Source organism: Campylobacter lari subsp. concheus, assembly GCF_008245025.1.
GTDB classification, from domain to species: Bacteria; Campylobacterota; Campylobacteria; order Campylobacterales; family Campylobacteraceae; genus Campylobacter_D; species Campylobacter_D concheus.
Genome location: NZ_CP043426.1, coordinates 560,370 through 586,907, shown reverse-complemented (window position 1 = coordinate 586,907; position 26,538 = coordinate 560,370). Strand labels below are relative to the sequence as shown.

The 26,538-nt window shown below is 28.3% G+C and carries 23 protein-coding genes and 4 tRNA genes; 6 read left to right on the top strand and 21 right to left on the bottom strand.

Translation table 11 applies throughout. The features are described from left to right. Positions 1-42: 42 nt before the first annotated feature. Entirely contained in the window at positions 43-4,776 is a 4,734-nt protein-coding gene (locus CLCT_RS03110) for an inverse autotransporter beta domain-containing protein (protein ID WP_149062219.1), read from the bottom strand. Positions 4,777-5,613: 837 nt separating this feature from the next. Here CLCT_RS03110 and CLCT_RS03105 point away from each other — a divergent pair. Next, on the top strand, positions 5,614-5,835 hold the full coding sequence (locus CLCT_RS03105) for a helix-turn-helix domain-containing protein (RefSeq protein ID WP_149062218.1): 222 nt from the start codon (positions 5,614-5,616) through the stop codon (positions 5,833-5,835). An 8-nt stretch (positions 5,836-5,843) separates the two neighbouring features. Here the strand turns inward: CLCT_RS03105 and CLCT_RS03100 are convergent, their stop codons facing one another. The 3 genes from CLCT_RS03100 to CLCT_RS03090 all read right to left on the bottom strand — a co-directional run bounded on the left by CLCT_RS03100 (position 5,844) and on the right by CLCT_RS03090 (position 7,184). Continuing rightward, positions 5,844-6,185: a hypothetical protein gene (locus tag CLCT_RS03100; RefSeq protein ID WP_149062217.1), complete on the bottom strand. Its 342-nt coding sequence runs from the start codon at positions 6,183-6,185 to the stop codon at positions 5,844-5,846. 835 nt (positions 6,186-7,020) lie between these two features. Next, a tRNA-Met gene (locus CLCT_RS03095) sits at positions 7,021-7,096 on the bottom strand. Positions 7,097-7,109: 13 nt separating this feature from the next. Continuing rightward, a tRNA-Gln gene (locus CLCT_RS03090) sits at positions 7,110-7,184 on the bottom strand. A gap of 111 nt (positions 7,185-7,295) precedes the next feature. On the opposite strand from CLCT_RS03090, the gene CLCT_RS03085 reads away from it, so the two are divergent. Further along, a complete protein-coding gene (locus CLCT_RS03085) occupies positions 7,296-8,318 on the top strand; it encodes a bifunctional 3,4-dihydroxy-2-butanone 4-phosphate synthase/GTP cyclohydrolase II (protein WP_149062216.1) in 1,023 nt (340 codons plus the stop codon). On the opposite strand, the gene CLCT_RS03080 is transcribed toward CLCT_RS03085, so the two are convergent. The 5 genes from CLCT_RS03080 to CLCT_RS03065 are packed head-to-tail and all read right to left on the bottom strand — an operon-like array spanning position 8,308 to position 13,675. Continuing rightward, a complete protein-coding gene (locus CLCT_RS03080; RefSeq protein WP_039669041.1) occupies positions 8,308-9,258 on the bottom strand; it encodes an SAM-dependent methyltransferase in 951 nt (316 codons plus the stop codon). The genes CLCT_RS03085 and CLCT_RS03080 overlap by 11 nt on opposite strands. A 2-nt stretch (positions 9,259-9,260) precedes the next feature. After that, positions 9,261-10,067 carry a peptidoglycan metallopeptidase Pgp3 gene (gene pgp3 / locus CLCT_RS03075; RefSeq protein WP_149062215.1) on the bottom strand — a complete coding sequence of 269 codons (807 nt, stop codon included), beginning with the start codon at positions 10,065-10,067 and terminating at the stop codon, positions 9,261-9,263. Continuing rightward, positions 10,064-12,058 carry a glycine--tRNA ligase subunit beta gene (gene glyS / locus CLCT_RS03070; protein ID WP_149062214.1) on the bottom strand — a complete coding sequence of 665 codons (1,995 nt, stop codon included), beginning with the start codon at positions 12,056-12,058 and terminating at the stop codon, positions 10,064-10,066. The genes pgp3 and glyS overlap by 4 nt, the downstream gene beginning before the upstream one ends. A 34-nt stretch (positions 12,059-12,092) precedes the next feature. Continuing rightward, a complete protein-coding gene (locus CLCT_RS07670) occupies positions 12,093-12,233 on the bottom strand; it encodes a hypothetical protein (protein ID WP_164717489.1) in 141 nt (46 codons plus the stop codon). Further along, positions 12,233-13,675 (bottom strand): alanine/glycine:cation symporter family protein, encoded by a 1,443-nt coding sequence (locus tag CLCT_RS03065; RefSeq protein WP_149062213.1) that lies wholly within the window; start codon positions 13,673-13,675, stop codon positions 12,233-12,235. The genes CLCT_RS07670 and CLCT_RS03065 overlap by 1 nt, the downstream gene beginning before the upstream one ends. A gap of 221 nt (positions 13,676-13,896) precedes the next feature. On the opposite strand from CLCT_RS03065, the gene CLCT_RS03060 reads away from it, so the two are divergent. Then, positions 13,897-14,649 (top strand): amino acid ABC transporter permease, encoded by a 753-nt coding sequence (locus CLCT_RS03060; RefSeq protein WP_149062212.1) that lies wholly within the window; start codon positions 13,897-13,899, stop codon positions 14,647-14,649. Beyond that, on the top strand, positions 14,642-15,370 hold the full coding sequence (locus CLCT_RS03055; RefSeq protein WP_039668244.1) for an amino acid ABC transporter ATP-binding protein: 729 nt from the start codon (positions 14,642-14,644) through the stop codon (positions 15,368-15,370). The genes CLCT_RS03060 and CLCT_RS03055 overlap by 8 nt, the downstream gene beginning before the upstream one ends. Here the strand turns inward: CLCT_RS03055 and CLCT_RS03050 are convergent. The 4 genes from CLCT_RS03050 to CLCT_RS03035 form a co-directional block, all read right to left on the bottom strand. Beyond that, a complete protein-coding gene (locus CLCT_RS03050) occupies positions 15,367-15,834 on the bottom strand; it encodes a tRNA (cytidine(34)-2'-O)-methyltransferase (RefSeq protein ID WP_039668243.1) in 468 nt (155 codons plus the stop codon). The two genes, CLCT_RS03055 and CLCT_RS03050, sit on opposite strands and share 4 nt — an antisense overlap. A gap of 14 nt (positions 15,835-15,848) precedes the next feature. Next, a tRNA-Arg gene (locus CLCT_RS03045) sits at positions 15,849-15,925 on the bottom strand. Positions 15,926-15,967: 42 nt separating this feature from the next. Continuing rightward, on the bottom strand, positions 15,968-16,984 hold the full coding sequence (locus tag CLCT_RS03040) for a fla regulon two-component system sensor histidine kinase FlgS (protein ID WP_039668242.1): 1,017 nt from the start codon (positions 16,982-16,984) through the stop codon (positions 15,968-15,970). Between the two features lie 2 nt (positions 16,985-16,986). After that, complete coding sequence (locus CLCT_RS03035) at positions 16,987-17,838, bottom strand: DUF234 domain-containing protein (protein WP_149062211.1); 852 nt, start codon at positions 17,836-17,838, stop codon at positions 16,987-16,989. Positions 17,839-17,895: 57 nt separating this feature from the next. On the opposite strand from CLCT_RS03035, the gene CLCT_RS03030 reads away from it, so the two are divergent. Further along, positions 17,896-19,161, top strand: coding sequence for a cysteine sulfinate desulfinase (locus CLCT_RS03030; protein ID WP_039668241.1), 1,266 nt, complete (start codon positions 17,896-17,898; stop codon positions 19,159-19,161). Here the strand turns inward: CLCT_RS03030 and CLCT_RS03025 are convergent, their stop codons facing one another. From CLCT_RS03025 to CLCT_RS02990, 8 genes are all read right to left on the bottom strand, one after another. Then, a complete protein-coding gene (locus tag CLCT_RS03025) occupies positions 19,162-19,920 on the bottom strand; it encodes an amino acid ABC transporter, permease/substrate-binding lipoprotein (RefSeq protein ID WP_039668240.1) in 759 nt (252 codons plus the stop codon). Further along, positions 19,917-20,669, bottom strand: a complete 753-nt coding sequence (locus CLCT_RS03020) for a transporter substrate-binding domain-containing protein (RefSeq protein WP_039668239.1) — start codon at positions 20,667-20,669, stop codon at positions 19,917-19,919. Before CLCT_RS03020 ends, CLCT_RS03025 begins: the two co-directional genes overlap by 4 nt. Positions 20,670-20,846: 177 nt before the next feature. Further along, positions 20,847-21,752, bottom strand: coding sequence for an ornithine carbamoyltransferase (argF, locus tag CLCT_RS03015; protein ID WP_149062210.1), 906 nt, complete (start codon positions 21,750-21,752; stop codon positions 20,847-20,849). Positions 21,753-21,863: 111 nt separating this feature from the next. After that, positions 21,864-23,027: a putative lipid II flippase FtsW gene (ftsW, locus tag CLCT_RS03010; protein ID WP_039668237.1), complete on the bottom strand. Its 1,164-nt coding sequence runs from the start codon at positions 23,025-23,027 to the stop codon at positions 21,864-21,866. A gap of 70 nt (positions 23,028-23,097) precedes the next feature. Further along, on the bottom strand, positions 23,098-23,904 hold the full coding sequence (locus CLCT_RS03005; RefSeq protein WP_149062209.1) for an adenylosuccinate lyase: 807 nt from the start codon (positions 23,902-23,904) through the stop codon (positions 23,098-23,100). Positions 23,905-23,922: 18 nt separating this feature from the next. Continuing rightward, the gene (locus CLCT_RS03000) at positions 23,923-24,642 is read right to left on the bottom strand and encodes an arginyltransferase (RefSeq protein WP_149062208.1); all 720 of its coding nucleotides are present in this window, start codon (positions 24,640-24,642) and stop codon (positions 23,923-23,925) included. Beyond that, on the bottom strand, positions 24,642-24,902 hold the full coding sequence (locus tag CLCT_RS02995; protein WP_039668234.1) for a hypothetical protein: 261 nt from the start codon (positions 24,900-24,902) through the stop codon (positions 24,642-24,644). Before CLCT_RS02995 ends, CLCT_RS03000 begins: the two co-directional genes overlap by 1 nt. After that, positions 24,899-26,341, bottom strand: a complete 1,443-nt coding sequence (locus CLCT_RS02990; RefSeq protein WP_039668233.1) for an acetyl-CoA carboxylase subunit A — start codon at positions 26,339-26,341, stop codon at positions 24,899-24,901. The genes CLCT_RS02995 and CLCT_RS02990 overlap by 4 nt, the downstream gene beginning before the upstream one ends. Positions 26,342-26,461: 120 nt before the next feature. Between CLCT_RS02990 and CLCT_RS02985 the strand changes: the two genes are divergently transcribed. Beyond that, positions 26,462-26,538 (top strand) — tRNA-Arg (locus tag CLCT_RS02985).

Below are 26,538 nucleotides of genomic sequence, written 5' to 3'. Positions count from 1 at the left end.
ACTATAAAATATGCTGAATTTCTTCCAATAAAAGATATCCAACTAACGAATTTCTTTATGATCTCCACCCTCAAAAGAAACTACTTCTGTATCTGAAGAACTTACACCAAAAGTATTAAATCTCATATAAAAAGAAGGAGTTTCAGTCGCTGGTTTTGTACACCATGTGGTTGATATTGTAACTTTTGCTTCACCAGAATTATCAAATTTTTTATCCCATCTTTGTATAATTGGCACAGTTTGACCAAGACCAACGATAAGTTTGGTTCCATCAAAATTAACCTCTTCTCCTGCAATCCCATTGCTTAGTGTTAAAGTTGCACTAATATAGCACGAATTAGGGTCTTTCCAAGAATCATACGTTGCATGAATTTGTTTTTGCACTTCAATATCTCCTATGAGTGCTTCTTTATAAGAACCGTCCCATTCTTTATATTTCACTTTAAGTTTAAAAACTCTACCAGTATGCTTAGTGACACTTCTAATAGGTTTAAAATTCAAATAAACCGACCCTTTATCATCAGTATAAAGTGTGCCTTTATTGACAAAATCAATATAACCAAGATACTGATCTGGTTGAACTTCTACAGTATAATTTGGGACTAATCCATACAGTTCTATAGTTGCACCTGCATCAAATGAAATAGAATATCTATCTATTCTTGGTCTAATTGGACCATCAAATACGGCTGTTTTGCTAGCTTTTCCACTTCCATCTTCATATTCAACACTTACTGTTATTGGACGAGTATTAGGATTAATTGTCCTGAATTTAGTCCTTGCAAAACCCTCACTATCAAAATATTTTGGAATCAGATCTTCTTTTGGAAGTACTCCATCACCAGTAATACTCCATTTAATTTTTTCATTAGGAGTGCCTTTTGCGGTTACATCCACAATTTCAATCAATAATGGAGTCAGCACTGTTTTACTAAAAAATAATTGGATTGGAATCTTCTTATATTTTAATTCTTTACTTAAATTTTTACCCATAGCACTTACCCTAATTACAGGATTATCTTTAAATGGAGCTTTAGAAGTAATAGTTGCTTTAGCTTCACCACTAGCATTAAATGTTGCATCATGACTACCTAAAGTAGCATCCCCACTTAAATTCCATTCTACTTTAGAACCTTCTTTACCACCTTTTAATACAGCGTGTACTATATCTCCTTCTTGAGTATAAAGTGTTTCTTTATCAAGTTCTAAATTCAATTCTCTTTGATAAAGCTTAATTTTATCTGCAGTTATTTCACTCTTAGTAATAACTGATTTCATATAACTAAACTTAATAGTAAGTTCTTTAACACTATAATCACTAATACCACTAAATTCTAAAGTAGCTTCACCTTTATCATTAACATTAAAGCTTTCTTTTTTAGCTTTTACTCCCTTACTTCCACTGATATTATCAATGGTTGAATTTGGTAATAGACCGCTTACTTTTAATACATAATCTGAGTCATAATCTATGGTTTTATCTAATGTTTTCCAGAAACTTACTCTATAAGAAGGATATTCTATTTTTGGAGTATATATAGTTCCATCTACATAAGTTAATGTTTTAGTGAGGTTTTGACCTAGGGTGCTAACACTAATGGTAGGATTAGCTTTAAATGGAGCTTTAGCAGTAATAGTTGCTTTAGCTTCACCACTAGCATTAAATGTTGCATCATGACTACCTAAAGTAGCATCCCCACTTAAATTCCATTCTACTTTCTCATTAGGCTTACCACCTTTTAAAGTTACTTCTACATGATCAAGTTTTGGATCTTTTAAAGCTTTGGTGTTTTCACTTTCATAAGCATGGATTTTATCTTTACTAAAATTAATGCTTGGGGTGTATTGGTGGAGTTTGATAGTATCACTTGTCTTAGTATCTTTTATATCTCCTTGTTTTAAATATTCAATACTAATCTTGAAATCTTTAATACTATAATCACTAATACCACTAAATTCTAAAGTAGTTTCACCCTTATTATTTACAATGAAGTTATCTTTTTTAGGAGTAACTTTTTCATCTTTTAATACTTTTACAGTGCTATCAGCCAATAAACCACTAACAGTAATTTTAAAATCGCTCTTATAATCTATAGTATTTAACTCACCTTTAAAGCTTGGATATGTAAATACAGGATCAAATTTTCTAACATCATAAGTAATAGTTTTAGTGAGGTTTTGACCTAGGGTGCTAACACTAATGGTAGGATTAGCTTTAAATGGAGCTTTAGCAGTAATAGTTGCTTTAGCTTCACCACTAGCATTAAATGTTGCATCATGACTACCTAAAGTAGCATCCCCACTTAAATTCCATTCTACTTTCTCATTAGGCTTACCACCTTTTAAAGTTACTTCTACATGATCAAGTTTTGGATCTTTTAAAGCTTTGGTGTTTTCACTTTCATAAGCATGGATTTTATCTTTACTAAAATTAATGCTTGGGGTGTATTGGTGGAGTTTGATTTCTCCGTTTATTTCTTGAGTACTAGCTGCACTTTGATTATAAGTAGCAATGATTTGTAATCTTTTAATATTAAAATCTTTTACTCCTTCAAATACTACCTTACTCTCACCTTTATCATCAGCTGTGCTTTCTTTGTCATTGCTAATTCTTAAAGTTTTATTACTTTGTATATCTTTAGCTTTCCATGAAACCTTTGTTTTTGGCATTAAACCTTTAAGTTTTACTTCAAAGTCGCTTTTATAATCAATCATTCCTTTTTCAAAGTCTTGATGAGTTACAGGGTCTTTTCCAGTAGGAAGCTCCATAGTAGCTGTATAATTTTTGATCTTTAAAAATTTACTTTTTGCTTTTACTAATTCATCGCTCATATTTTTAACAATGATTTTTACTTTTTCATTTCCACTAAGTCCTATGATTTCTACATTACTTTCACCATTTTCATCAGCTATTAAATTAAGCTCTTTAGTAGTTTTATCTTTATTTATAAATAAAGCATTATCTCCTTGTATGCTCCATTTAACCTTAGTAGTTTTAGCTTGTAAGTTTTTATAACTTGCATGAGCTTTTTCTTTATTACCTATAGTAGTTTTATCTAAGATAATATCATTGTCTCCATAAATTGCTACTTGAACAAAGGCTTTTAAAGTAATTCCTAATACATTAGCAATGATTGTTGCCTTTTCTTTATCTTTCATATTTATATCAGGCTTATAGATAATATTTGAATTTCCATCTTTATCAGTTTTATCTGAATTTGGAGTTTTTTCTAAGCTTCCTTTGCCGATTAATTTCCAATTTATATCTAAATCACTTGCTAAATCACTTCCTGCAAATGTGATTAGAGATTTTTCATGTCTTTGTATATTAGAAGGTTTAGCAAATACTTTAAAGTCTTGTCTTGGTGCTACAATAGTAATAGGAAAACTTTCTTGAGCATTCCCTGCCTTAGCAATTAAATTAGTTTGATGAACTCCATAAGCATGGATTATTTTTACAAAAACTTTTCCATTATCATCAGTAATATAATGATTTCCATTCTTTAAGATTACACTTCTTTGTTCAGGAGTTACACTCATAGCAATATTTTTAACTGCTTGGTTAAAACCATTTTTTAGCATAATACAATGAGTATTATCTCCTAAATTTCCACAATAAGAAATATGATAAGCATTATTAATAGCTTTATATTCAAGCACCATAGAATAATCTCTATCTATAAAATGAGTTCTAGAGCCTTCAATAGTGTTATTTATACCTGCTAAGTTTGTATCAAAAGCATGTTTGAGGGCATCTTTGTCTAAAGGTATATTAAAATTCATAGCTATATTTGTACCTTGTTTATCACTTTCATTACTTCTTTTATGACTTAATGAAAAAGTTAATGCTGGACAAGGTGAATAAGTAATACCTCCTTCATACACTAAAGGATTTTTTTCTAAATCTTCATAGCAGTTTACATTGCCAAATGGAGCTACTTTTTCTCCATACCATTTACTCATATTAGCAAAAATAGCTACATTGCTCATAGCAGGGAAAGCATATTTAATACCCATATCCCAACCATTAGCAGGGCGTTCTAAGAAAGTTAGATCATTATTTGCATTTTTAAAATCATAACTATTAATCCAATCACTTAATCTTTGATAAATATTAGCATGGAAAGCTAGTGTATCTAACATACTTTCAAAGCCCAAAGATATTCTTTTATGTTCTCTACTAAAATCATGATCATAAACTAAATTTAATCCTAGCATGATATTGCCTGAATTATTTAATGCTAACGCATTAGGATAATATCTTATATCACCACCAAAATGACCTATGATTCTATTATTTTCATATCCACCTATACCGCTTTGTAAAAAATAAGATATTTTTGGATTATCTTCACTCATAATAGGTAAAAGAACTTTAGCATTACCACTTAAGCCACCTCTGTCATTATAGTTTAAATTAAACTCACTATTAATGGAGTGATTAAGAGCATGTAAATATTCTTGGATTAAAGTATTAGCTTGTAAGCTTAAATAATTACCTGCTAAATCTCTTATAAGCTCATCTCTTTCTTTATTATCTTTGGCATTATATATATTGCCTATGGTTTGAATAGTATTAATAACCTTATTAGATAATTCTTCATCTTCTTTACTAAGATTAGAATCTTTCTTTGGTTTTTCTTCTAATAGCTTTTTAACTCTTGGGTCAATGCTATTATGTTCTTTAAGTATTTGCTTTTGATCATGATTTACATGATTAAGAGCAAGAGTTTGATTGTTATCTATAATGATTTTATCTTGATTTTTTAAAATCATTATTTGAGAAAAAAGAAAAGTGTGAATTAAGTAAAACGAGTAAAAGTGTTTTTTTCATATCCCCCCCCCATAACCTACATTTAATTTTTATCTGTGATGAGAATATGATAACACAAAAAATACAAAATCGATAAAAAAGTTATAAAAATATTGAAAATTAGCCAAAAAACTATCAAATATAATAATTATTTATAAACTATAATCAAAATTACTTTTATTTTTTATTAAAAAAATGCATATATATTTATTATTATTTACATAAAACCAAAAATTACTTTTATTTACTTTTTTAAGATAATGGATAAATAGTCTTTTATAACTTTTATATTTATACTTTATTATATTGTTTAAAGTATTTGTAGATATGTATAAACAGTATTTATATAAGAATATAAATACTGTTTATACATATTTAGTATATAAAATATAAATACTAAGCTTATATATGGTAATAAATAAAGAGTATAAATATCTTATTATACTCTTTAGATAATTAAAATATAGAGTTTTATATAAATTTGATAATAGTTGTTATAATCTTAAAATAACTTATTAAAAAAATATATTTAATTATAGTTTATGTGTTTTTATAAATTAGGCAATAGGTAAAATAATATATAGAATGTTTAATGGAAATTGAAAGGTGGTTAAGATTCATAAAGTATATATACTTTAAAAATAAACAAAGTTTAGTTTTAAACTGATTTTTATTAAGTATATTTTTATAAATTTGATTTTAAAAGTATACAAGAGTATTAAGTTATAGAATAATTCTTACTAGCATAAAAATAGTGTTATAATAAACACACGATTGATTATCAAAAAAGGACAATCAGCATGAATGAGAACTATTTAGAAACAAAAGAATTTTTGTTTGAGAAGTATAAAAAAATGACTTTAAGCAAAAAAGAATTTGCTGAAGTATTAGGTGTTTCTTCAGGAACTATTGATAATCTAAGAAGAAAAGGTAAAATACAATCTATGGAAGTATCTCGCTATGTATTATTCTCTATTGAAGAAATAGCTAAAGTTGTATCAGGGGTTAAATCTTTAAAATGAGATTTAACCTACTTTAGTAATTCATCTGATAACAAATATTCTATTTTTGAAATTGTTTCTTGAATATATTTAAACACTTGTTCTTCATTAGTCAGGCAGTATTTTTCTTTGTTAGAATTTAAATCCACAATATTCTTTCCTTGAAATTCACACTCTAAAAATTTTAATATATCATCTTTTTTTTGAATATCCACAAAAGCATATCTATGCCCTAAAACAAAACTTACTGGCTTAATCCAATCAGAGTCAAATAAACTATCATTAGCTTTAATGTGAAAACTAATATGATGAGTTTTTAGATATTTTCTAAGAATTATTTCTAAACGATTAGCTAAATCCATTAATTTCATAATTATTTCTTATTTCCATATATTTAGTAAAATAATATCACTTTTTTACACATTTTTACAATAAAATACAAAGTATGTGCAAAAGTATGTGCAAATGAAAAAATATTTCATTAAAGTATGGATATTTAGGGGTTTAGTTGGTAAATTACACGCCTGCTAAATCCACCATTTATTTTTACACTTCTTGTATTTTTTTAATCTAAACTTTATTTTATTTCAAATTTTTTAAACTAGACAGTTTAATCTCTTCTATTTCATGAGTTAGCGATGAAGATGCTATAAATTTTATATTTAATTTAGGATATAAAAAAAGAAGTATAGGCCTAATACAAACTTTTAACAGGCATCAAAAATCTAAGAAATAACCTTACTCACATCTCTCAAGAGCTTGAAGATAATACCAAGTAAAATCTTTCAGAAACCATCAAAGACTTCAAAACACACATCATTGATAATAAAATACTTCCTTATTATAACCTTGATAATATATATGATGATTTTCAACTAGCTCAAGATATTAATGCATATATAAAAAATAAAATTCCAGCTTCTACTAATCTTCCAAAAGATTTAAAATCATAGATAAATTTTAGTCATTACTGCAAGAAAAATAAAAATATATTACAAAATTTCCTAAGAGTAGAACACAGAAAGGATATATCTTTTTCCCTATTAGACAATAGCTTAAAACCTATATTAAATTGTCTTTGTTTATATCAAGAAAACAATACTTGCAACATAAAACAAGAACATTATGAAAAAATTATCACTATAATAGGTAAAAAATGATTTTTGAATTAACTTATTTTAGAGATAAGTAAAAATTAAAAAATATTGGTTGCGAAGGGGAGATTTGAACTCCCGACCTTCGGGTTATGAGCCCGACGAGCTAACCACTGCTCTACTTCGCGGCATCATATGAAGTGGATGGGGTAAAGGGATTCGAACCCCTGAATGACAGGACCAAAACCTGTTGCCTTACCGCTTGGCGATACCCCAACAAAAAAAAGCAATTTTTGTAAATTAAAAGTGGTATTATATACCATTTTTAACATAATGTCAAGAAAAATGTGATAGTATTTGAAAAAATATTATCAAGGAATGATTTTTATGGGATATATAAGTATAGAACAAGCTATAAAAGAACTTCAAAATGGTAAGATGTTAGTAATGGTAGATGCAGAAGATAGAGAAAATGAAGGGGATTTGATTTTCCCTGCGCAATTTAGCTCACAAGAAAAAATAAATTTTACCATTACTCACGCAAGAGGTGTTGTGTGTGTAGCATTGAGTGAAAATCTGGCTAAAAAATTTGAACTACCTTTAATGGTACCTAAAAATACATCAAATCATGAAACAGCTTTTACTATCACTGTTGATGCAAAAAATGCAACGACAGGAGTAAGTGCTTATGAGAGAGATATGACGATTAAAATTTTTGTTGATGATAATGCAAAGGCAGGTGATTTTGTGCGTCCTGGACATATCAATCCTTTGATAGCAAAAAAAGGTGGGGTTTTAGAAAGAACAGGTCACACTGAGGGAACAGTAGATTTATGTCGCTTAGCAGGATTAAAAGAAGCATGCGTAATATGTGAGATTGTTAAAGATAATGGGGATATGGCTAGAAGAAGTGATTTGCTTGAGTTTTGCAAAAAACACGATATCAATATGATTACTATTTCAGATTTAATCGAGTATCGTTTAAAAAATGAAAGTTTGATTTCTTTAATCAAAGAAGAAGACAGTATTTTAGCGGGTTTTAAAGCTAAAAAAATGACTTTTAAAGATCATAATGAAAATGAACATATAGCTTTTAGTTTTGGTGCTTTGAAAGAATGTGAGAATGTTAAATTTTATCTTAGTGGAAGCGATTTTGAGCTTCTAACTTCTAATAAATTTAATGAATTATTAAAACAGATTGAGTTTTTAAGCCAAAAAGGTGGTGTAATCATTTTCATGAAAAATGAAAAACAAGAAAACACACAATTTAAAAATTACGGCATAGGAGCGCAAATTTTAAGGTATTTAAAAATTTCAAAAATCAAACTTCTAAGTCAAAATACCGATAAAGAATTTATAGGCTTAAAAGGTTTTGGACTTGATATTACAAGCAGTGATTTTAAAGCTTAAATTCTAAAAACTTAAACTTATCGCCAAAGTTAAACATCAAATTTTTACTTTGGTTGATAAAGTTTTTATAAATTAGGGGGTTAGTAGTTTTAGCGTGCTCGACAATTTCTTCAAAACCAAAGTCAATTAAGGCTTGATTTTGATTTTTATATTCTAACACTTCAAAGCCCTCTTCTTTTAAAACTTGCAAAAAATGATCAAAATTTACATTATATGTAATATCACTTTTAGCAAAAAAATCTTTTAAATTCTCTTCAAAAAGATTATACACTTGGTGATTTTTATACATTCTAATACTAATTTTTTCTTCTTTTTTTGCATAATCAAAACATGCAAAAGTTAGTTTTTCACAAGTTTGTTTTAATTTGGATAAAAAAGGTTTATAAGAAATGCAAAGCTCACTATTAGTGATAGTATATTTCTCACATTCTTTTAAAAGATCTTCACTCATAGGCTTAAAAACAATGTTTAAATCATCATCAACATATGCCATTTTTTTATCATTTATAAGTTCACATGCAAAGCAATCAAATAATTCATTAGCATAAAAAAAAGCATTTTTAAAATGACATTCTTCTAAAGAATTATAAATTTTCACATCCAAATCATACTCATCAAAAAGTTTTTTTTGAATACATCTTAACTTTTCATGCGGCTCTATGATAAAACATTCAATCTGTTCTAAAACATCAGCTCTAAGTGTGTATAAAGCTTGTATGAAATCAAGCATTAAATACCCTTCATTTGCTCCTATTTCTATAACTTCAACCGGTAAAGTTAATTTTTTATCATCTATAAGTTTTAAAAAATGATTAGCTAAGAGCACCCCAAAAAGATTTCCCACACTAACTACGGTATAAAAATCTCCATTTTTGCCAACACTCACAGCTTGGGAGTAATATTTATCAATCCAGTTTTGAAAAAATTCACTAAAAACTATCATTATAAAGCATTAAATTTAGCTATAAAATCAAGTGGATCAACTTGCACACCATTGACTAAAATTCCAAAATGCAAATGTGGCCCTGTAACCCTACCACTAGCTCCACTCAAACCTATAAGCTCGCCTTTTTTTACCTTTTGTCCCGCTTTTACATTAAGTTTTGATAGATGATAATACTGAGAATAAATCCCATATCCATGGTCAATCACCACTGAATTTCCTGCATAGTAACGATTTGAAGCAATCCTTACAATACCACCATTACTAGCATAAATTTTTGTCCCACTTGCTGCTCTAAAATCAGTTCCGCTATGATAACTTTTAAGGGTATCATTAAACAACCTTGCTTTTCCAAAAGCACTTGTAATTTTACTTTCTAAAGGATATGCAAAATTGCCTTCAAATAAGGCCATATTAGTATAGGTATTATAAACCTTAATAGCTTCTTGGTATTCTTTGCTAATGCGATCAAGTGTTTCTTTAGGTGGATTGACCTTAGAAGCACTAACTTTTAAAAATTCTTTTTTGTAATTTCCTTCGCTAAATTTTATATTAATTTCTTCTTTGGAATTATCTTTAAATTCAGCTATTAATTTTCTATCTTTAGGATTTTTATAAGGCATAGCTATACTAACAATAACTTTATTTTTATACTCAAAAAAAGGAAGTTTTTTAAAATTTGAACTAACTTGTAAAAAATTATTTTTATCAAATTCTAAAAAAACTACTTGACCTTTTACAAGATCAATCTCTCTAGCTTCTAAAGTAAAAACCCAAAAACAAAGAAAAAAAAGAATTTTTCTCATACACTAAGCTCTTTAATATCGGCTATTTTTAAAAACTCACGATAAATTGCACATACCAAAGCTTGGCGATTGTTTTTAATATTTTCATCTTTATCATTAATCATTACTTTATCAAAAAAAGCATCAATTTGTGGTTTTAGCGCAAAAAGACTCTCTAAAAGCTCTTGGGTATTATTTTCTTTTACTTTACACTGCATAAAAGCTTGATATAAATCTTTTTCCTCTTGAGTGTTAAACAAATTTTCATTAATTTGAACCTCGCTTAACACTGCAATATTTGCCAAACGCTTAAAAGTAGCAAAATTTTGACTAAAATCTGCCTTATTTGCACTTTGAATCAAAGCTCTAATACAAGAATCAATATAAATAACATCATAAGTTTTAGAACTAAGCACAGCTTTAACAAAAGAAGCATTTACTTCGTAAAAAGTATATAAACGCTCTAAGATAAAATCTAATAAAATTTTCAAATCAAAGCTTTTATACTCACTAGCTATTGTTTCTAAAAATACCTTAAGATCAAAATTTTTATTTAAAGCTAGAATAATTTTTAAAACACCATTTACTGCTCTTCTTAAAGCATAAGGATCTTTTGTACCACTTGGGATTTTCCCCATTGAAAAAAGCCCCATAAGTGTATCAAATTTATAAGCTAAAGCTACGATAGAACTAAATTCATTACTTGGCATAGCTGAATTATCGCCATTTGGAAGGTATTGTTCTTTAATCGCCAAAGCAAGCTCATCACTCATACCCATAGCTTTAGCATAATAAGATCCCATAATACCCTGAAGATCAGTAAATTCATACACCATTTGAGTACTTAGATCAGCTTTTGAATATTCTATGGCTTTTAAAATTTCATCTTTTTGAGTGTTAGCAAAAACCCCGCAAAGCTTAGCGGCGATTTTTTGTTCTCTGATAATTTTATCTTTTAAGGTTCCAAGTCCTTCAAGATAGACCATTTGGCTTATTTTATCATTATTTAAGCCTTGTGCTAAGTCATTTTTCCAAAAAAACATCGCATCACTTAATCTTGCTCTTAACACCCTTTCATTTCCATTAATGATTTTAGAATAATCTTTACAAACTGCATTAGAAACTACGATAAAATGATTACTTAAAGTATTATTTTTAAATACAGCAAAATAACGTTGGTTTTCTCTCATAGAGGTAATGATTACTTCACTTGGGATTTCTAAATACTCTTTTTCAAAATGCCCTAATAATGCTTTTGGATACTCTGTAATAGCTACAACTTCAGCTAAAAGCTCATCATCTTCTGCAATAGTAATATCATTTTCTTTTTCAAGTGTCTTTAACTGTTCAATGATAAGTTTTTTTCTTTGTTCTTGATCTAAAATAATATAATTTTGCTCTAAAGTTTTAAAATATTCATCAATATTTGCAAAAGCTATCAAATCATAACTAACATTTCTATGCACAAAAGTACTTTTTGCACTTTTAACACCATAGCTTTCAAACTCAATCAATTCATCATTTAAAACACAACAAAGCGAGCGGATAGCCCTAATAAATTCAAAGCTACCATCGCCCCATCTCATAGTTTTACCAAAACTCAAGCTTTTTAAAAAAGCCTCGATCATTTGAGCTAAAACCACCTTGCTTTGCAAGCCTTGTACTTGTTTTTGACAATACAAAACTTCTTTACCTTTAATTTCTTTAAATTCAAGTTCTTCTTCTTTTAAACCACTTTTTTCTAAAAAACTAAGTCCTGCTTGAGTAAGCTCTCCATCTTTATAAGCTATCGATCTAGGCGCACCTATAAATTCCACAAAAGAATCATCTTGTTTTTCTTTAAAATTTTCATGGATAAAAACCAATCTTCTAGGAGTATAGAAAAATTTAAATTCAGATTCTAAATGATACTCTTGTAAAATCTTTTCCCATTTTTTAGTAATATTTGGAAGTTCTTTCAATAAAGGAATAGCAGGAAGCTCTTCTGTGCCTATTTCTATTAACAATTTCATTTTACACTCTTTTTTAAAAATTTTTTAGTGTATTTTACCTATTTTTTTTAAAATCTTTCTTTGTTTTTAGTTTTTCTTCTCTTTGTTTGGCTTTTTCTTGCATTTGGCGGTTAAAGCCAAACACAAGAAAAACCATAAAAGCTATAAACAAAGCAATAATAATATAATCTATCATTAGTCCCAACACTCTGCGTTTTTAATACCAAGCTTTGAAGCACTAAACACTGGATCTCTACCTTGTCTTTTTTGCTCGCTAAAGTCTTTTAATACCTTTTTCACTATACCACCAAGTAATAAAATAGAAATAATATTAATCGTAGCCATAAATGCCATAGTAGTATCAGCCAAATCCCACGCAAATTTTAAATCCATATTTGCACCAATAAAAATCATAAGTACAGCGCTTGCTTTAAAAAGATTAATAATAATAGGATTTTGAGTAAGGTATTTAATATTTGCTTGAGCATAATAATAATTTCCTATCAAAGAAGTAATGGCAAATAAAACTATACTAACAGTAGTAAAATGTACACCTAAATTTCCATAATATTCTTTCATAGATTCTTGCACCAAAGGTAGCGCTGTTAAAATAGGCTTGCCATCTACGCCGATATTATTTGCATAAGCAAGTGAAAATAACACTAAAAATCCTGAACTTGTACAAATAATCACATCAATTAACACAGAAAATGCTTGAATAACTCCTTGTTTTGCAGGGTGAGTTGTAAGAGCTGAAGCTGCTGCATTTGGCGCTGAACCCATGCCTGCTTCATTAGAAAATAACCCTCTTTTTATACCTATAACCAAAGCAGAACCTGCAAATCCACCAAAAATAGCTTCAAAATCAAAAGCACTTTTAAAAATCATAGAAAACACTTCAGGAATTTTATCAAAATTCATAAACATCGCTATGATAGATAAACCAACATAAATCATCGCCATAATAGGAACAATAACTGAGCTTACTTTACCTATTTTAGTGTGATCACCAAAAAACATATAAGCAGCAAAAACAGCTAAAATTGCTCCTATTATAATAGGCCACCAACTTTGAGCAAAGCTTACTTCACTAGCGTCAACCATGCCTTTATAGTAAAACTCAAATGCCGAAGTCATAGTCTGACTTTGAAGACCATTAAATCCATAAGCATAAGTGATGATTAAAATTACCGCAAAAACAGCTCCAAGCCATTTTAAATTTAAAGCTTTACTAATATAATAAGCAGGACCACCTTTAAAACTTTTACCATCACGGCTTTTATAAACTTGCGCTAAAGTACTTTCTGCAAAAGCTGAGGCGCCACCAAAAAACGCCATAGCCCACATCCAAAATAAAGCACCTGGTCCACCCAAAACAACTGCTACTGCGATACCTGCGATATTTCCTATACCAACTCTTGAAGCTGTTGAAATCATCAAAGCTTGAAAAGGAGTAATATGGTGTTTTTCGTGCTTTTCTTGCTTTTCCGTTAAGATATCAAACACATAAGGAAGCATTCGAAATTGCACAAAACCAGTCAAGTAACTATAATAAAACCCCGTGACAATAAGTAAAATTACTAAAATAGAATAATACTGATTATTCACAAAGGCAACAAATTGGGATATTAAATCCATATTTATCTCCTTTTTTATAAATTTCAGAATACAAATTTATCATAAAAAAATGAATTTGTTATAAAAAAATATAATTTTAGGTTAAATTTATTTTATTTTTTAAAGCTATGTGAAATTTTAACTCAAAATATTAACAATAATATCACACAAAATACCTTTAAGTAAAAAGAAAACTTAATTTTTATACACTTAGATTTTAAAAATTTATCAAGGTGTGCAAGTTGAAACAAAATACGATGAAACTTTTTGTATTTTTTGCCATTATTATTTTTTGGGCTTATTTCTCATTTCCTATTGAAATTTTACAAGTTAAAGATCAAAATGGTTTAGCCACAGGTGAATATGCTTATACCATAGAAACTAAAGCTTATGTTCATAGTTATTTCACAACACTTGGTTTAACAGTGGGTGGAATTTTAATAGGAATAGTGCTTGGTTTTTTTCTAGCATTTTTAAGATTTTTAGAAATCCAAAGTTTAAATTTTATTATAGATGAATACATCGATATTATACGTGGAACTCCTATTCTTTTACAACTTTTGATTTTTTCAGTAGTGATTTTTGCTACTTGGAGTGATAATTTTTATGTAGCCATTATAGCACTTGGGCTTAATAGTTCTGCTTATGTAGCTGAAATCGTAAGAAGTGGAATTCAAAGCGTAGACAAAGGACAAATGGAAGCAGCAAGAGCAATGGGGCTTAATTATTCTGCTTCTATGAGACTAATCATTTTCCCACAGGCAATTAAAAACATTTTACCTTCTTTGATGAATGAATTTATTTCTTTATTTAAAGAAACTTCAATAGTGGGTTATATTAGTGTTATGGATATTACCATGCAAAGCAAAAGCTTGCAAGCAATCTATTACAATCCTAAACCTATTATTTTTACAGGACTTGTATATTACATAAGTGTTAAAATTTTAACACTTATTGCAAGAATTATAGAAGTGAGATTAAATAAACATGATTAAAATAGAAAATTTAATTAAAAAATACGGGGATTTAGAAGTCTTAAAAGATATTAGTGTTGAAATACATAAAGGTGATATCATTGCTATTATAGGGCCTAGTGGAGGTGGAAAAAGTACTTTTTTGCGCTGTTTAAATAAACTTGAAACACCGGATAGTGGTAATATTTATATCAATGATGTTAATATACTTGGTAAAAAAGCAGATATCAATAAAATTCGTCAAAAAGTAAGCATGGTGTTTCAACATTTTAATCTTTTTAACAATAAAAATGTTTTAGAAAATTTATGTCTAGCACCGGTACAAACAAAAATCATGAGTAAAGACGAAGCAGTAAAAAAAGCACGAGAACTACTCAAAAAAGTTGGCTTAAGTGATAAAGAAAATTATTTTCCTCACAAGCTTTCAGGTGGACAAAAACAGCGTATTGCTATAGCAAGATCATTAATGATGAATCCTGATGTGATTTTATTTGATGAACCAACTTCAGCTCTTGATCCTGAAATGATAGGTGAAGTTTTAAACATCATGAAAGAAGTGGCTAAAGAAGGCTTAACCATGCTTGTAGTTACACATGAAATGGGATTTGCAAGAAATGTAGCTAATCGAATTTTCTTTATGGATAAAGGCATTATAGCAGTAGATGAATGTCCTAAAATAGCTTTTGAAAACCCAAAAAATGAAAGATTAAAAGAATTTTTAAATCAAGTTTTAAATCATTAAAATTTTTCAAAAGAGGCAAAATTTTGCCTCAAAGCCTCATAACTCACTATACCTACACTTGTAGCTAAATTTAAACTTCTACCACAATCTTTCATCGGTATAGTAATGGCATTTTCCCATTTTTTTTGCATTAAATCCATGGGCAAGCCAAAACTTTCACTTCCAAAAAACAAAAAATCGCCTTTTTGATAATTTACATCAAAATAAGCTTGAGTAGTTTTAGTTGTCGCAAAGAAAAATCTATCTTGAAATTTTTCATATTCTTTTAAAAAATCTTCTAAATTATTCCATAATAAAGGATTTAATTTTTTCCAATAATCAAGTCCTGCTCTTTTAACCGCCTTTTCATCAATATTAAAAAGTGGGTTGATAATATGTAAAGTAAATCCTGCATTAAAACACATTCTACCTATACTTCCTGTATTTTGTGGTATGCGAGGCTCAACCAAGACTATATGAAACATCTTTTTCCTTAAAGTGGTGTCCCCAGCAAGGTTTGAACTTGCGGCCTCAGAATTAGGAATTCTGCGCTCTATCCAGCTGAGCTATGAGGACAAATATTTTTATTATTTTAAGAAAAAATTTATTTTATAGAGCTTAAATTTTAAGCTCTATAAAAAAACATTTTGGATTTTCATCAAAACCTAAAACTCCATTATGTGCATCAATGATTTGTTTTGACAAAGAAAGCCCTAGTCCATTACCTTTTAACTTAGTTGTTTTAAAAGCCTCAAAAACCATTTTTTTATCTTTGATACTTACCCCATTATCATAAACTTTAATAACAACTCTATCTTCTTTTTGCTCACATTTAACTTTTATACAACCATCATCATTTTCGCTTTCTTCAATAGCATCTATGGCATTATAAAGCAAATTTTGCAAAACCAAAGCAAGCAAAGATTTATCTGCGTTGATTTTTAAATCTAAAAATTCAAATGTAAAATCAATATTAGCTAGATAATTATAAGCTCCAATAGCTTGTTCGCATTCATCTTGTAATTCTTTTAAATTAAATTCATTTAAATTAACATGCACCCCTTTTGTAAAAAGTAAAGTAGAATTTACAATACGCTCCACCCTAGAAATAGCCTTTTGAATTTCTAATACTATATGCTTATTTTTTAACTCGCTTCTTTCAAATAAAGTTGAGCTCAATAAAGAAATAGAACCAATAGGATTGCGTATTTCATGCGCTAGGTGCGCTGCTACTGTACCCATACTGGCTAATCTTTCATTCCTTTTTTCATCACTAATATCAGTTGCACTAACTATAAGTTTATCAGCATGAGAAGTGACTTTTATTAAATAAAATTTATGATCAAATTCAAGCTCATAGTGAGTTTTTTCAAGATCAATTTTTTCTAAAAGTTTTGGCTGTTGATTGGCTAAATTATTTTGAAGTGTTATCTTTTTATTAGTATCTAAAACCCATAAAGCCATTGGTAAAACTTCTATAATTTCATTCATTGTTTGCATTAGCTCTGTATGATTTTTTATTAATTGATTGTAAGCGTTTTCTACCACAAAAGTTTGCTCTATTAAAAATTTTAAACCTTTTTGAAAATCTTCCTTTTCACTAGAGTCTAAACTTTTTAAAATTTTCTCATCCACATTTAATCCTTAATTAAAAATTGAAAATCTTCTAAAGTATATAAAAGCAAATTACGCTCCTTATTTAGAATAAGCTCTTTACTAAAGCCACTCTTTGAAAAAAGCACATATAAATTAGGTTGAATTTGTAACTGTTTTGCTTTGTTTTTTAAAGTATTTAAAATATTTTTACATATTTTTCTTTCTTTAAATTTAACCTCACCTAAAACACAAAAATTTTCTTTTTTATAATAAAGATCTATCTCACAATAATAATTCCAAAAACTATACACCTGCTCTACCTTAAGCTTTTTAGCTAAAAATTCTTTGCACAAAAGCTCAAAAGTAAAGCTTTGATATTTTTCTAAATTTTCTTGGATTATCCCCATTAGCTCGTTGTATTTTTTCATTGTAATTAAGTTTAAATTAGGATATATAAAATAAAAGAAAAATCTCAATCCTTGATTTTTAAAAATAACCTTATCTTGAATGCTATATGAACGTAATTCTTTTTTAATCTTTTGTCTTTTATTTTTTACAATAGGCTTTTCTTGACTTTTTTCCAAAATTAAAATATTTTTTTCTAAAAGTTTACTAACAAGTCCTAGAGCTTGAAAATGCGGAATAGATTTATTGATAGAATAACGTTTTCTATCGTTTTTACTTAAAACACTCAAAGCCTTCAAAGCATTATCATCTAAATTTAAATAAAATAAAATATCAAAAGCTTTTAAAATAAAAACATTTAAAATATTATCATATAAACTTAATTTCAAATCAAATTCAAACTCATCAAAAATACTATAAAAATCAAAAATATTTTTAAGCTCCAAAGTTTCACAGCGTTTTGAAAAATCACTAAAATTTATAACCACATCCTTATTTTAAATATTTTGTATGATATAATTTTAACAAATTTTTGGGGGATTTTTTTGAATATTGAAACATTAAAACAAGATATTATTTTAAAAAAAGGCATATATTATTTTGACTTTACAGCTAGTGCTTTAGCATTAAAAAGTATAGAAAAAGAAATAAAAAAAATTCTTACAACTTATGCAAATACACATTCAGATAGCTCTTTAAATTCTTTCATCACACAACAACATTATGAAAATGCAAGAATAAATTTAAAAAAATACCTTGAATTAGATGATAGATTTGCTCTTATAGCTTGCGGAAGTGGATCTTCAGCTGCTATTAAAAAATTTCAAGAGCTTTTAGGTTTATATATACCCCCGCTTATTAAAGAAAAATACTTTAAAAATGTAGATAAAAACACCTTACCTTTGGTTATAGTAGGACCTTATGAGCATCATTCTAACGAACTTTCATTCAGAGAAGCTTTGTGCGAATGCGTTCGCATACCTTTAGATAAAAAAGGCGAGTTAGATTATGCTTTTTTGGAAAAATTATTAAAAAAATCTGAAAACAGACAAATCATAGCAAGCTTTAACGCTGCTTCAAATGTCACAGGAATTTTAAGTGATTATAAAAAAATCTACACTCTAATCAAACAATATAATGGCATAGTCGCCTTTGATATTTCCACCTTAGCTCCTTATGCTAATTTAAATCCTAAATTTTATGATGCAGTGTTTATCAGTTCTCATAAATTACTTGGTGGTGTAGGATCTTGTGGCTTGCTTGTTATTAAAAAAAATCTATGTGGTAATACTCCTAGTTTTGCTGCAGGTGGAACTGTAGGTTATGTTTCAAGAACTTCTCAGCAATACTTATGTGAAGTTGAAAATTTAGAAGAAGGTGGTACACCTGGAATTATTCAACTTATTAGAGCAAGTTTAGCTTTTAAAGTGCGCAATGAAATAGGTTTAAAAAATATAGAAAAAAAAGAAAAAGAGCTTTGTGAGTATTTTTTAAAACAATGTATAAATTTTCCAAAAATGATCTTATATGCAAAAAATATCACTCATAGATTGCCTATTTTTGCTTTTAATATAGAAGGAATTTCTCCTTTTGATTTAGCTTATAAACTAAGCAAAACCTATAAAATAGAAACAAGAGCAGGTTGTGCTTGCGCAGGACCTTATGGGCATGATTTGCTAAATTTAAAAGATAATCAAGAATTAAAATTTAAACCAGGTTGGCTAAGAGTAGGTTTTCATTATACACATACAAAAGAAGATATAGAGTATTTTTTTAAAGCCTTGAAAGCAAGTATCAAGGCTTTAAGTTAATTATTGTAAATCGTATTTTTCTACGATTTTTTGGTAAGTACCATCAGCTTTAACTTTTTCTAAACCTGCATTAATTTTTTGAACAAGCTCAATTTGTTTTCCTTTGTCAAAAGCTATACAAAACCCTGAACTTCCATCATTTTCTTCTAAAAATGCTTCTAATTCTTCATTAGTTTTTAAATAACCTTTACCAATATCTTTATCTGTTAAAACCGCATCAACTTTACCAGCTTTTAAAGCCAAAATTGCAGCTAACATTTCTTCGCTAGCCACCACTTGAGCATTTGGAATAGCCTTAGCAGCACTTTCTTGGATGGTTCCAAGTTGAACACCTATTTTTTTACCTTCCAAACTTTGTTTATCACTAATACTAGAATCTGTTTTTAGTTTTAAATATAAATTTTTAGTATTAAAATAAGTATCACTAAAATCCATACTAGTGAGTCTTTGTGGTGTTGAACTCATAGCAGAAGCTATCATATCAATCTTTCCAGCTTTTAAAGCAGGGATCAAACCATCAAAACTCATGTTTACCCACTCAAGTTTTAAATTTTCTCTTTTTGCAATCTCTTCTAGCAAATCAACATCAAATCCGGTAATTTTTGCATCTTTAACAAAATCAAAAGGAGGATAATTTGCAGCTATACCTACTTTATAAACTTTTTCACTAGAAACACTAGCTTGATTTTTATCGCTTGAGCAAGCACCTAAAGCCAATATACCAAATAACGCTAAAACAACATATAGTATTTTTTTCATTTTTGATCCTTTAAATTATATTGAACTAAAAATTTTTCTAAAGTGCCATCTTTTTTCATTTCTTCTAAGTGTTGATTAACTTTAGAAATTAAATCCTTAAATTCGTTTTTTCTAAATGCTATACCAAAACCTTCACTTCCATCATCTTCTTCATAAAAAGCAATTATGTTAGGATACTGTTTTAAAAAATTCATAGCGCTTGCTTTATCAGTTACCACAGCATCAATTTTTTGAGCATCTAAGTTTAAAAAACAATTTAGCATACTTTCATTAGCTACTACAACTGCATTTGAAATTTGCTTTGCAGTATTTTCTTGGATAGAACCTAGCAAAACACAAATATTTTTTGATTTTAAATCATCTTTTTTTGAAAAATTGCTAATTTTATGTTTTAAATATACATTTTTATCTTTAAAATAAGAAATACTAAAATCAACATTTTGTGCTCTTTGAGGAGTAATTCCCATAGAAGAAATGATAAGATCGATTTTTTTACCCATTAAGGCTGGAATAAGAGCATCATAACTCATATTAATAAATTCTATTTTAAAATTAGCTCTTTTTGCTAATTCCTGGATAATATCTACATCAAAACCACTGAGTTTTCCATCTTGCATAAATTCATATGGTGGATAACTTGCTTCTATACCTACCTTTAAAATTTTATCTTGATTTTCGACTTGTTTTGAACAAGCACTTAAAATCAAAACACCAAATAATATTAAAACAACACATAATATTTTTTTCATTTTATCTCCTAAAGATTAAATTAATAAAAGTTATAATGTGTTTAAACGCCTGTATTTTTTCATTAGCACTCCTTTGTTTTAGTAAATTGTCTAAAATTATATCAAAAAAAATATTTTTTTAATATTTTAATTTCCATAGTTTAATTTTTATTTCATTTCTTAAAAAATAAATTATAATTATTTTTTTAAAAAACAAAGAAGTGCTTTAACCACATAAAGACGATTTACAGCTTCTTCAAAAATGACTTTAGAATGCTTCTCAAAAATTTCTTCACTAACTTCAAAACCTTTGTATGCAGGTAAACAATGAAGCAAAATAGCGTCTTTATTTGCATATTTCATCGCTTTATTGTCAATCATAAAACCATCAAAGTCTTTTATTTTATTTTCTTTTTTACCTTCTTCACCCATTGAAACCCATGTATCAGTCACAACAACATCTTTGTCTTTCAAAGCTTCAAATTTATTATAAAATAATGAAATTTTTGCACCTGAAATTTCTGATTTTTTTGTGGCAAAATTCCAAACTTGTGTATTTATACTATAATTTTTTGGTATGGCTATACTAATTTCATAACCTAAAATCGCAGAAGCTATCAACCAAGAATTACATACATTATTACTATCTCCTATAAAAGCAATTTTTAAATTGTTATCTTTTTCCTTACCTTGTTCTTTAATGGTCAATAAATCTCCTAAAATCTGCGTTGGATGATAAAGGTCACTTAAACCATTAATAACATGGGCTTTAGAATATCTTGCAAATTCTACCAAACTATCATGATTTTTTACTCTCATCATTATAAAATCCACCATAGAACCAATAACCCTAGCTGTATCTTTAATAGATTCGCCTCTACCAAGTTGCAAATCATTACTATTTAAATATATAGCTTTTCCACCAAGTTCTGTAATCGCAAGTTCAAAAGCCATCCTTGTACGCGTAGAATTTTTTTCAAAAATCATTGCTAAGGTTTTATCTTGCAATAATTTTTTTGGATTTTTTTTCAAATCAGCAGCATGATTAATAATATTTAAAATATCTTCTTTAGTAAAATCCATCAATGTTAAAAAGTGTTTCATTTGCATGTCCTTATTTTTAATATACCAATAAAAAAATAATATAATATAGTTTTATTTATAAAATATTAAAAATATTATATTATATAAATGCTTTAACAAATAAATACAAATTTATATTTTCACTTTTTTACTAATCATTAAAACATAACCTATTCCAAGACAAATAGACCACATTGAACTACCTCCATAGCTTAAAAGTGGTACAGCAACACCTTTTAATGGAGTCAAGGAAATAATTCCAAAAGCATTCATAAAAAATGAAAACAACAAAAGCAAAGCTACGCCTGAACAAAACAAAAAATGAGCTTTATTTTCACAACGCCCTGCTATTCTGAAAATTCGAAGTATTACCATCAAATATATAAAACAAATAATACTTAATCCCAATAGTCCTATCTCTTCAGTAATCCCTGATAAGACAAAATCCGTATGAACCTCACTTAAAAATCCTAGTTTAAAAGTTCCAAGTCCTAAACCCTCTCCAAAAAATCCACCATGAGCTATAGCATTCAAACTATGTGAAATTTGATAAGGCTCTGAGTTGTGACTTACTCTTAAAACACTTGCTAGCCAATCAGGAAAGAAAGGTAAAAACGCATCTTGGATATTTCCCCACCAAGCAGAAATACGCTGAATTCTTCTTTGATTACTTAAGATTACTAAAACCCCAATCATTCCAACAATAACCACACCAAAAGCAAAAAGTCTTTTACTAGCTCCTGCAAAAAAAGCTAGAGCAAAAACCAAGAAAAAAGAAATAACACTTTGTCCTAAATCATTTTGTGTCATATAAATATAACCAATAACAAAAGCAGCTAAAATAAAATAAGGAATTAAAATTAAAATTTCATGTTTGATTGCTTTTTTACTATCATCAATCCTTCTTGTATAAGACCAAGCAAGGAAATAAATCAAACCTATTTTAAAAAATTCAACTGGAGAGATGGATAAAGGACCAAGCCTAATCCACCTTTTAGCACCACCTGCTGCAGTAGCAAGAAAGGTAGGCAAAAAAGGTAAAATAAGTATAAATAAGAAAGAGATGAGCAAAACGCTTATCATTAAATAATGCGCCATTTTACTATCAGGATTTAATCTTGAAACAAAATAAATAATAGCTATACCACTAAGCCCAAAAAAAAGCTGTCTGATAAAAAAGTGAAATTCATTATATTCTAAATAAAGAACAGTAAAAGCACTTAAAGAATATGAAAAAAGTATTCCTATAGTTATAAGAATGCAACTTAAAAAAAATAACTTTCTATCAGCAACCAATATTATTCCCTAAATTTTTATAAAAAGTTAATTTTAATAAATTACAACTTAAAATGATGTTATTTTAGCATCAAGTATTATTTTTATATAAAGATTTTAAACTCTCATAAGCAAGCTGAATTTTCTCAAATTCTTCACGGCAATAAGCTTGTTCAATCTTGCTTTTACATTGATGGCGATCAGGATGATATATTTTAACCAAATTAAGATAATTTTGTCTAATAGTAGCAAAATCATCACTAGAATTGCACCCTAAGGTTTGAAAATAATTTTCAAAAAGCTTAGCTAGGGCATTAAATTTCCAATTATTATTAGCTTTGTTTTTCATTTTATTTCTAAAATCTAAAAGCTGAGTTTCATTAATCGTAAAATCAACACAATATTTCAAATGTTCATTTACGCTAGCTAAAATTTCTAAAAGATTTAAAGTGTTATCATCTTTGTATTCTATTGAAAAAATACAATTTTTTTCATCATACACACTTTTATGATCTTTAAAATACTGCTCTAAATACACAGCAAATAATTTTTCATTCGAACTTAGTGTGATCAAAATATTCTTTTGCGCAAAACCTATTTTAGCAAAGATTACAGGCTTTAAAGTATTTGCTTGAGCAAGATTTAATTTAAAAGTTTTATAATGTGCAAAAGCAAGATTATCAATTTGATTTCCAGTATTTTTTTTATATTTGTGATTAACAAGTTTTAAAAAATATCTTCTTTGAGGAATTTCATTTTCTACAAAAAAAGACAAGGTTTTATTTTTATTACCTATAACTTTGGAAAAATTTTTACGGATAAGATCTTGAAAATATTTAAACATTAAAAAATCATCAGTATTAACACTAACTGATTCTAAAGTTTGCACTACTTGCATAAAATCCTCTCTATAAACCTAACTCCACAAAAATGCTTGCTCATTTAAAGCACTAGTGTATTTTAAAATTTCATTTGGACTATAATCGGCTTTATATGCTAAAGATTGACACCCTTTTACAAAATATCCCAAATAAATATATTTTAATTTTTTTAATTGCGCAAGCTTGATTTCTGTTAAAAGCGAGTATTTACCAAGACTTAGATGAGAAAAATCTGGATCATAAAAACAATAAATACTAGAAATTCCATCTTCTAAAATATCAATCAAATCAACACAAACTAACTTATTATCTATATAAAAATCAAGCTCATATCCAAAAGTACCAGCATTATCTACATAAAGATTATAATATTTTCTAAAATTTAGATCATAAATTTTCCAATTTCTTTTATCTTTTTGGTAGTGGTGATATTTTTCATAAAGCAATAAATGCTCATCACTTAAAGAAGGTTTTTGTAAAATTATTTTAGTGGATGTATTTTTTTTCAAAACCCTGCGATAACTTTTACTAAAATGAAAGTTTTCTACCAAAATACGTAAATTTTGACACTCATTACAATCATTACATATTGGTCTTGAAAAATACGAACCAAAGCGACGCCAACCTCTTGAAACTAGCTCTTGATTTTGTGTTTTTGTGATAAAAGATATATAATTATACTCATTTCTACAGTATCTATTTTCAAGATAAGGACATTCTTCTTCTAAAGTACAAAAACCAATAATATTATTCATTAGATCTTTTTAATATCACTATTTTTTACAAATTCCATAAATTCATTAGCCAAACGCTCTTCTTTTAAAAACATATCTTCAAATTCTTGCTCTTGTTTTTTATCTTCATTTTGCTTAGCTAAGTCTTTTTGTATAGCACCCAAGTCAGTATTTTTCATACTAACTCCACTTTTACTCGCTTTAACCTTATCTTTTTTTGTTTGACTTTGTTCTTTTTGGAGTGCTTTTTTTATATCTTTTAATTCATCTAAAAAACTCATGATTGTCTACTTTCTTTTATCTTTTGTAAAGTCGCAGCTATAGCAGCAATTACTTCTTCTTTGTTTTCTTGGTGTCTGTCTTCTGTTTTTTCTAAAAGCTCTTCCATATGTGTTTCTATAAAAGAAGTATCAAAATACCCTCTTCTAAATTCTCTTATTTTGGTAATTGCAATTAAAAATGGCACAGTTGTTCTAATATCATCAATCACAAATTCTTTCAAAGCCCTCTCAAGTCTATTAACTGCACTATCATAACTTGAGCCTTTAACGATTAATTTTGCAAGCAAAGAATCATAATAAGGCGGCACAGTATAGTCTTTATATAAATGACTATCCACTCTCACAGATGGCCCTAAAGCTGGAAAATATTCTGTGATTTTACCCGGACTTGGAATGAAATTTTTCCATACATTTTCTGCTGTAATTCTAGCTTCTATCGCAAAGCCTCTTGGTTTTATATCACTTTGTTCAAGATCTAAAATTTCCCCATTTGCTATACGAATTTGTCTTGTGATAAGATCAATCCCCGTGATTTCTTCTGTGATTGGGTGTTCTACTTGAATTCTTGTGTTCATTTCCATAAAATAAAATCTATTATAATCATCAAGCAAAAACTCAACCGTCCCAACATTGGTATAACCCACAGCTTTTGCAGCAGCTACTGCAGTAACTCCTATGGTTTTTCTTAGTTTTTCTGAAATACTTGGGCAAGGTGCAATTTCAATGATTTTTTGATGTCTTCTTTGTATTGAACAATCCCTTTCACAAAGATGAATGATATTACCATAATTATCTGCTAAAATTTGAAACTCAATATGCCTTGGATTGATAACATATTTTTCCATAAAAACTTCATCATTTTTAAAAAAGCTTAATGCCTCTCTTTTACACGCTTCAAAAGATTTTTCTAAATCTTCTTCTTTATGTACTACGCGTATACCTCTACCACCACCGCCACCACTGGCTTTTAAAATCACAGGATAGCCTATTTTTAAAGCTTGAAGTTTTATCTCTTCTAATGTACAATGATTTAATTTTTCAGTACCTGGAACCACAGGAATTCCATTTTTTTTCATTAAATATCTTGCTATATTTTTATTTCCCATTTTACGGATAACATCTGATTTTGGCCCTATAAAGATAATCCCTGCTTCTTCACATTCTTTAGCAAATTCATAATTTTCACTTAAAAAGCCATATCCAGGATGTATAGCATCAGCACCGCAAGCTTTAGCAATTTCAACTATTCTTTTACCATCTAAATATCCTCTTATGGCATCAGTTCCTATTCTATATGCTTCATCAGCAACTTTTACATGCAAACACTCATGATCAGGTTCAGTATAAACAGCAACACTTTTTATATGTAAATCCCTACAAGCACGGATTACCCTTACTGCAATCTCACCTCTATTAGCTATTAAAATCTTATGTATCATTACTTTGCCTTAAGCTAAAATATTATTCAAAGAAGATTAGCATAAAAATATAAAAATTCTATAAAATTACTTGTTTTTGCTAATTTTAAGAATTTTTTGATAAAATTATTCTTTTATTTTGCGCCCATAGCTCAGCTGGATAGAGCATTTGATTGCGGTTCAAAAGGTCAGAGGTTCGAATCCTCTTGGGCGTACCA

Excerpts from the sequence above, each read along its gene's own strand:
- CLCT_RS03110 (WP_149062219.1), bottom strand. The coding sequence starts at position 4,776 with ATGATTTTAAAAAATCAAGATAAAATCATTATAGATAACAATCAAACT.
- CLCT_RS03105 (WP_149062218.1), top strand. The coding sequence starts at position 5,614 with ATGAATGAGAACTATTTAGAAACAAAAGAATTTTTGTTTGAGAAGTAT.
- CLCT_RS03100 (WP_149062217.1), bottom strand. The coding sequence starts at position 6,185 with ATGAAATTAATGGATTTAGCTAATCGTTTAGAAATAATTCTTAGAAAA.
- CLCT_RS03085 (WP_149062216.1), top strand. The coding sequence starts at position 7,296 with ATGGGATATATAAGTATAGAACAAGCTATAAAAGAACTTCAAAATGGT.
- pgp3 (WP_149062215.1), bottom strand. The coding sequence starts at position 10,067 with ATGAGAAAAATTCTTTTTTTTCTTTGTTTTTGGGTTTTTACTTTAGAA.
- glyS (WP_149062214.1), bottom strand. The coding sequence starts at position 12,058 with ATGAAATTGTTAATAGAAATAGGCACAGAAGAGCTTCCTGCTATTCCT.
- CLCT_RS07670 (WP_164717489.1), bottom strand. The coding sequence starts at position 12,233 with ATGATAGATTATATTATTATTGCTTTGTTTATAGCTTTTATGGTTTTT.
- CLCT_RS03065 (WP_149062213.1), bottom strand. The coding sequence starts at position 13,675 with ATGGATTTAATATCCCAATTTGTTGCCTTTGTGAATAATCAGTATTAT.
- CLCT_RS03055 (WP_039668244.1), top strand. The coding sequence starts at position 14,642 with ATGATTAAAATAGAAAATTTAATTAAAAAATACGGGGATTTAGAAGTC.
- CLCT_RS03050 (WP_039668243.1), bottom strand. The coding sequence starts at position 15,834 with ATGTTTCATATAGTCTTGGTTGAGCCTCGCATACCACAAAATACAGGA.
- CLCT_RS03025 (WP_039668240.1), bottom strand. The coding sequence starts at position 19,920 with ATGAAAAAAATACTATATGTTGTTTTAGCGTTATTTGGTATATTGGCT.
- CLCT_RS03020 (WP_039668239.1), bottom strand. The coding sequence starts at position 20,669 with ATGAAAAAAATATTATGTGTTGTTTTAATATTATTTGGTGTTTTGATT.
- argF (WP_149062210.1), bottom strand. The coding sequence starts at position 21,752 with ATGAAACACTTTTTAACATTGATGGATTTTACTAAAGAAGATATTTTA.
- CLCT_RS03005 (WP_149062209.1), bottom strand. The coding sequence starts at position 23,904 with ATGCAAGTAGTGCAAACTTTAGAATCAGTTAGTGTTAATACTGATGAT.
- CLCT_RS03000 (WP_149062208.1), bottom strand. The coding sequence starts at position 24,642 with ATGAATAATATTATTGGTTTTTGTACTTTAGAAGAAGAATGTCCTTAT.
- CLCT_RS02995 (WP_039668234.1), bottom strand. The coding sequence starts at position 24,902 with ATGAGTTTTTTAGATGAATTAAAAGATATAAAAAAAGCACTCCAAAAA.
- CLCT_RS02990 (WP_039668233.1), bottom strand. The coding sequence starts at position 26,341 with ATGATACATAAGATTTTAATAGCTAATAGAGGTGAGATTGCAGTAAGG.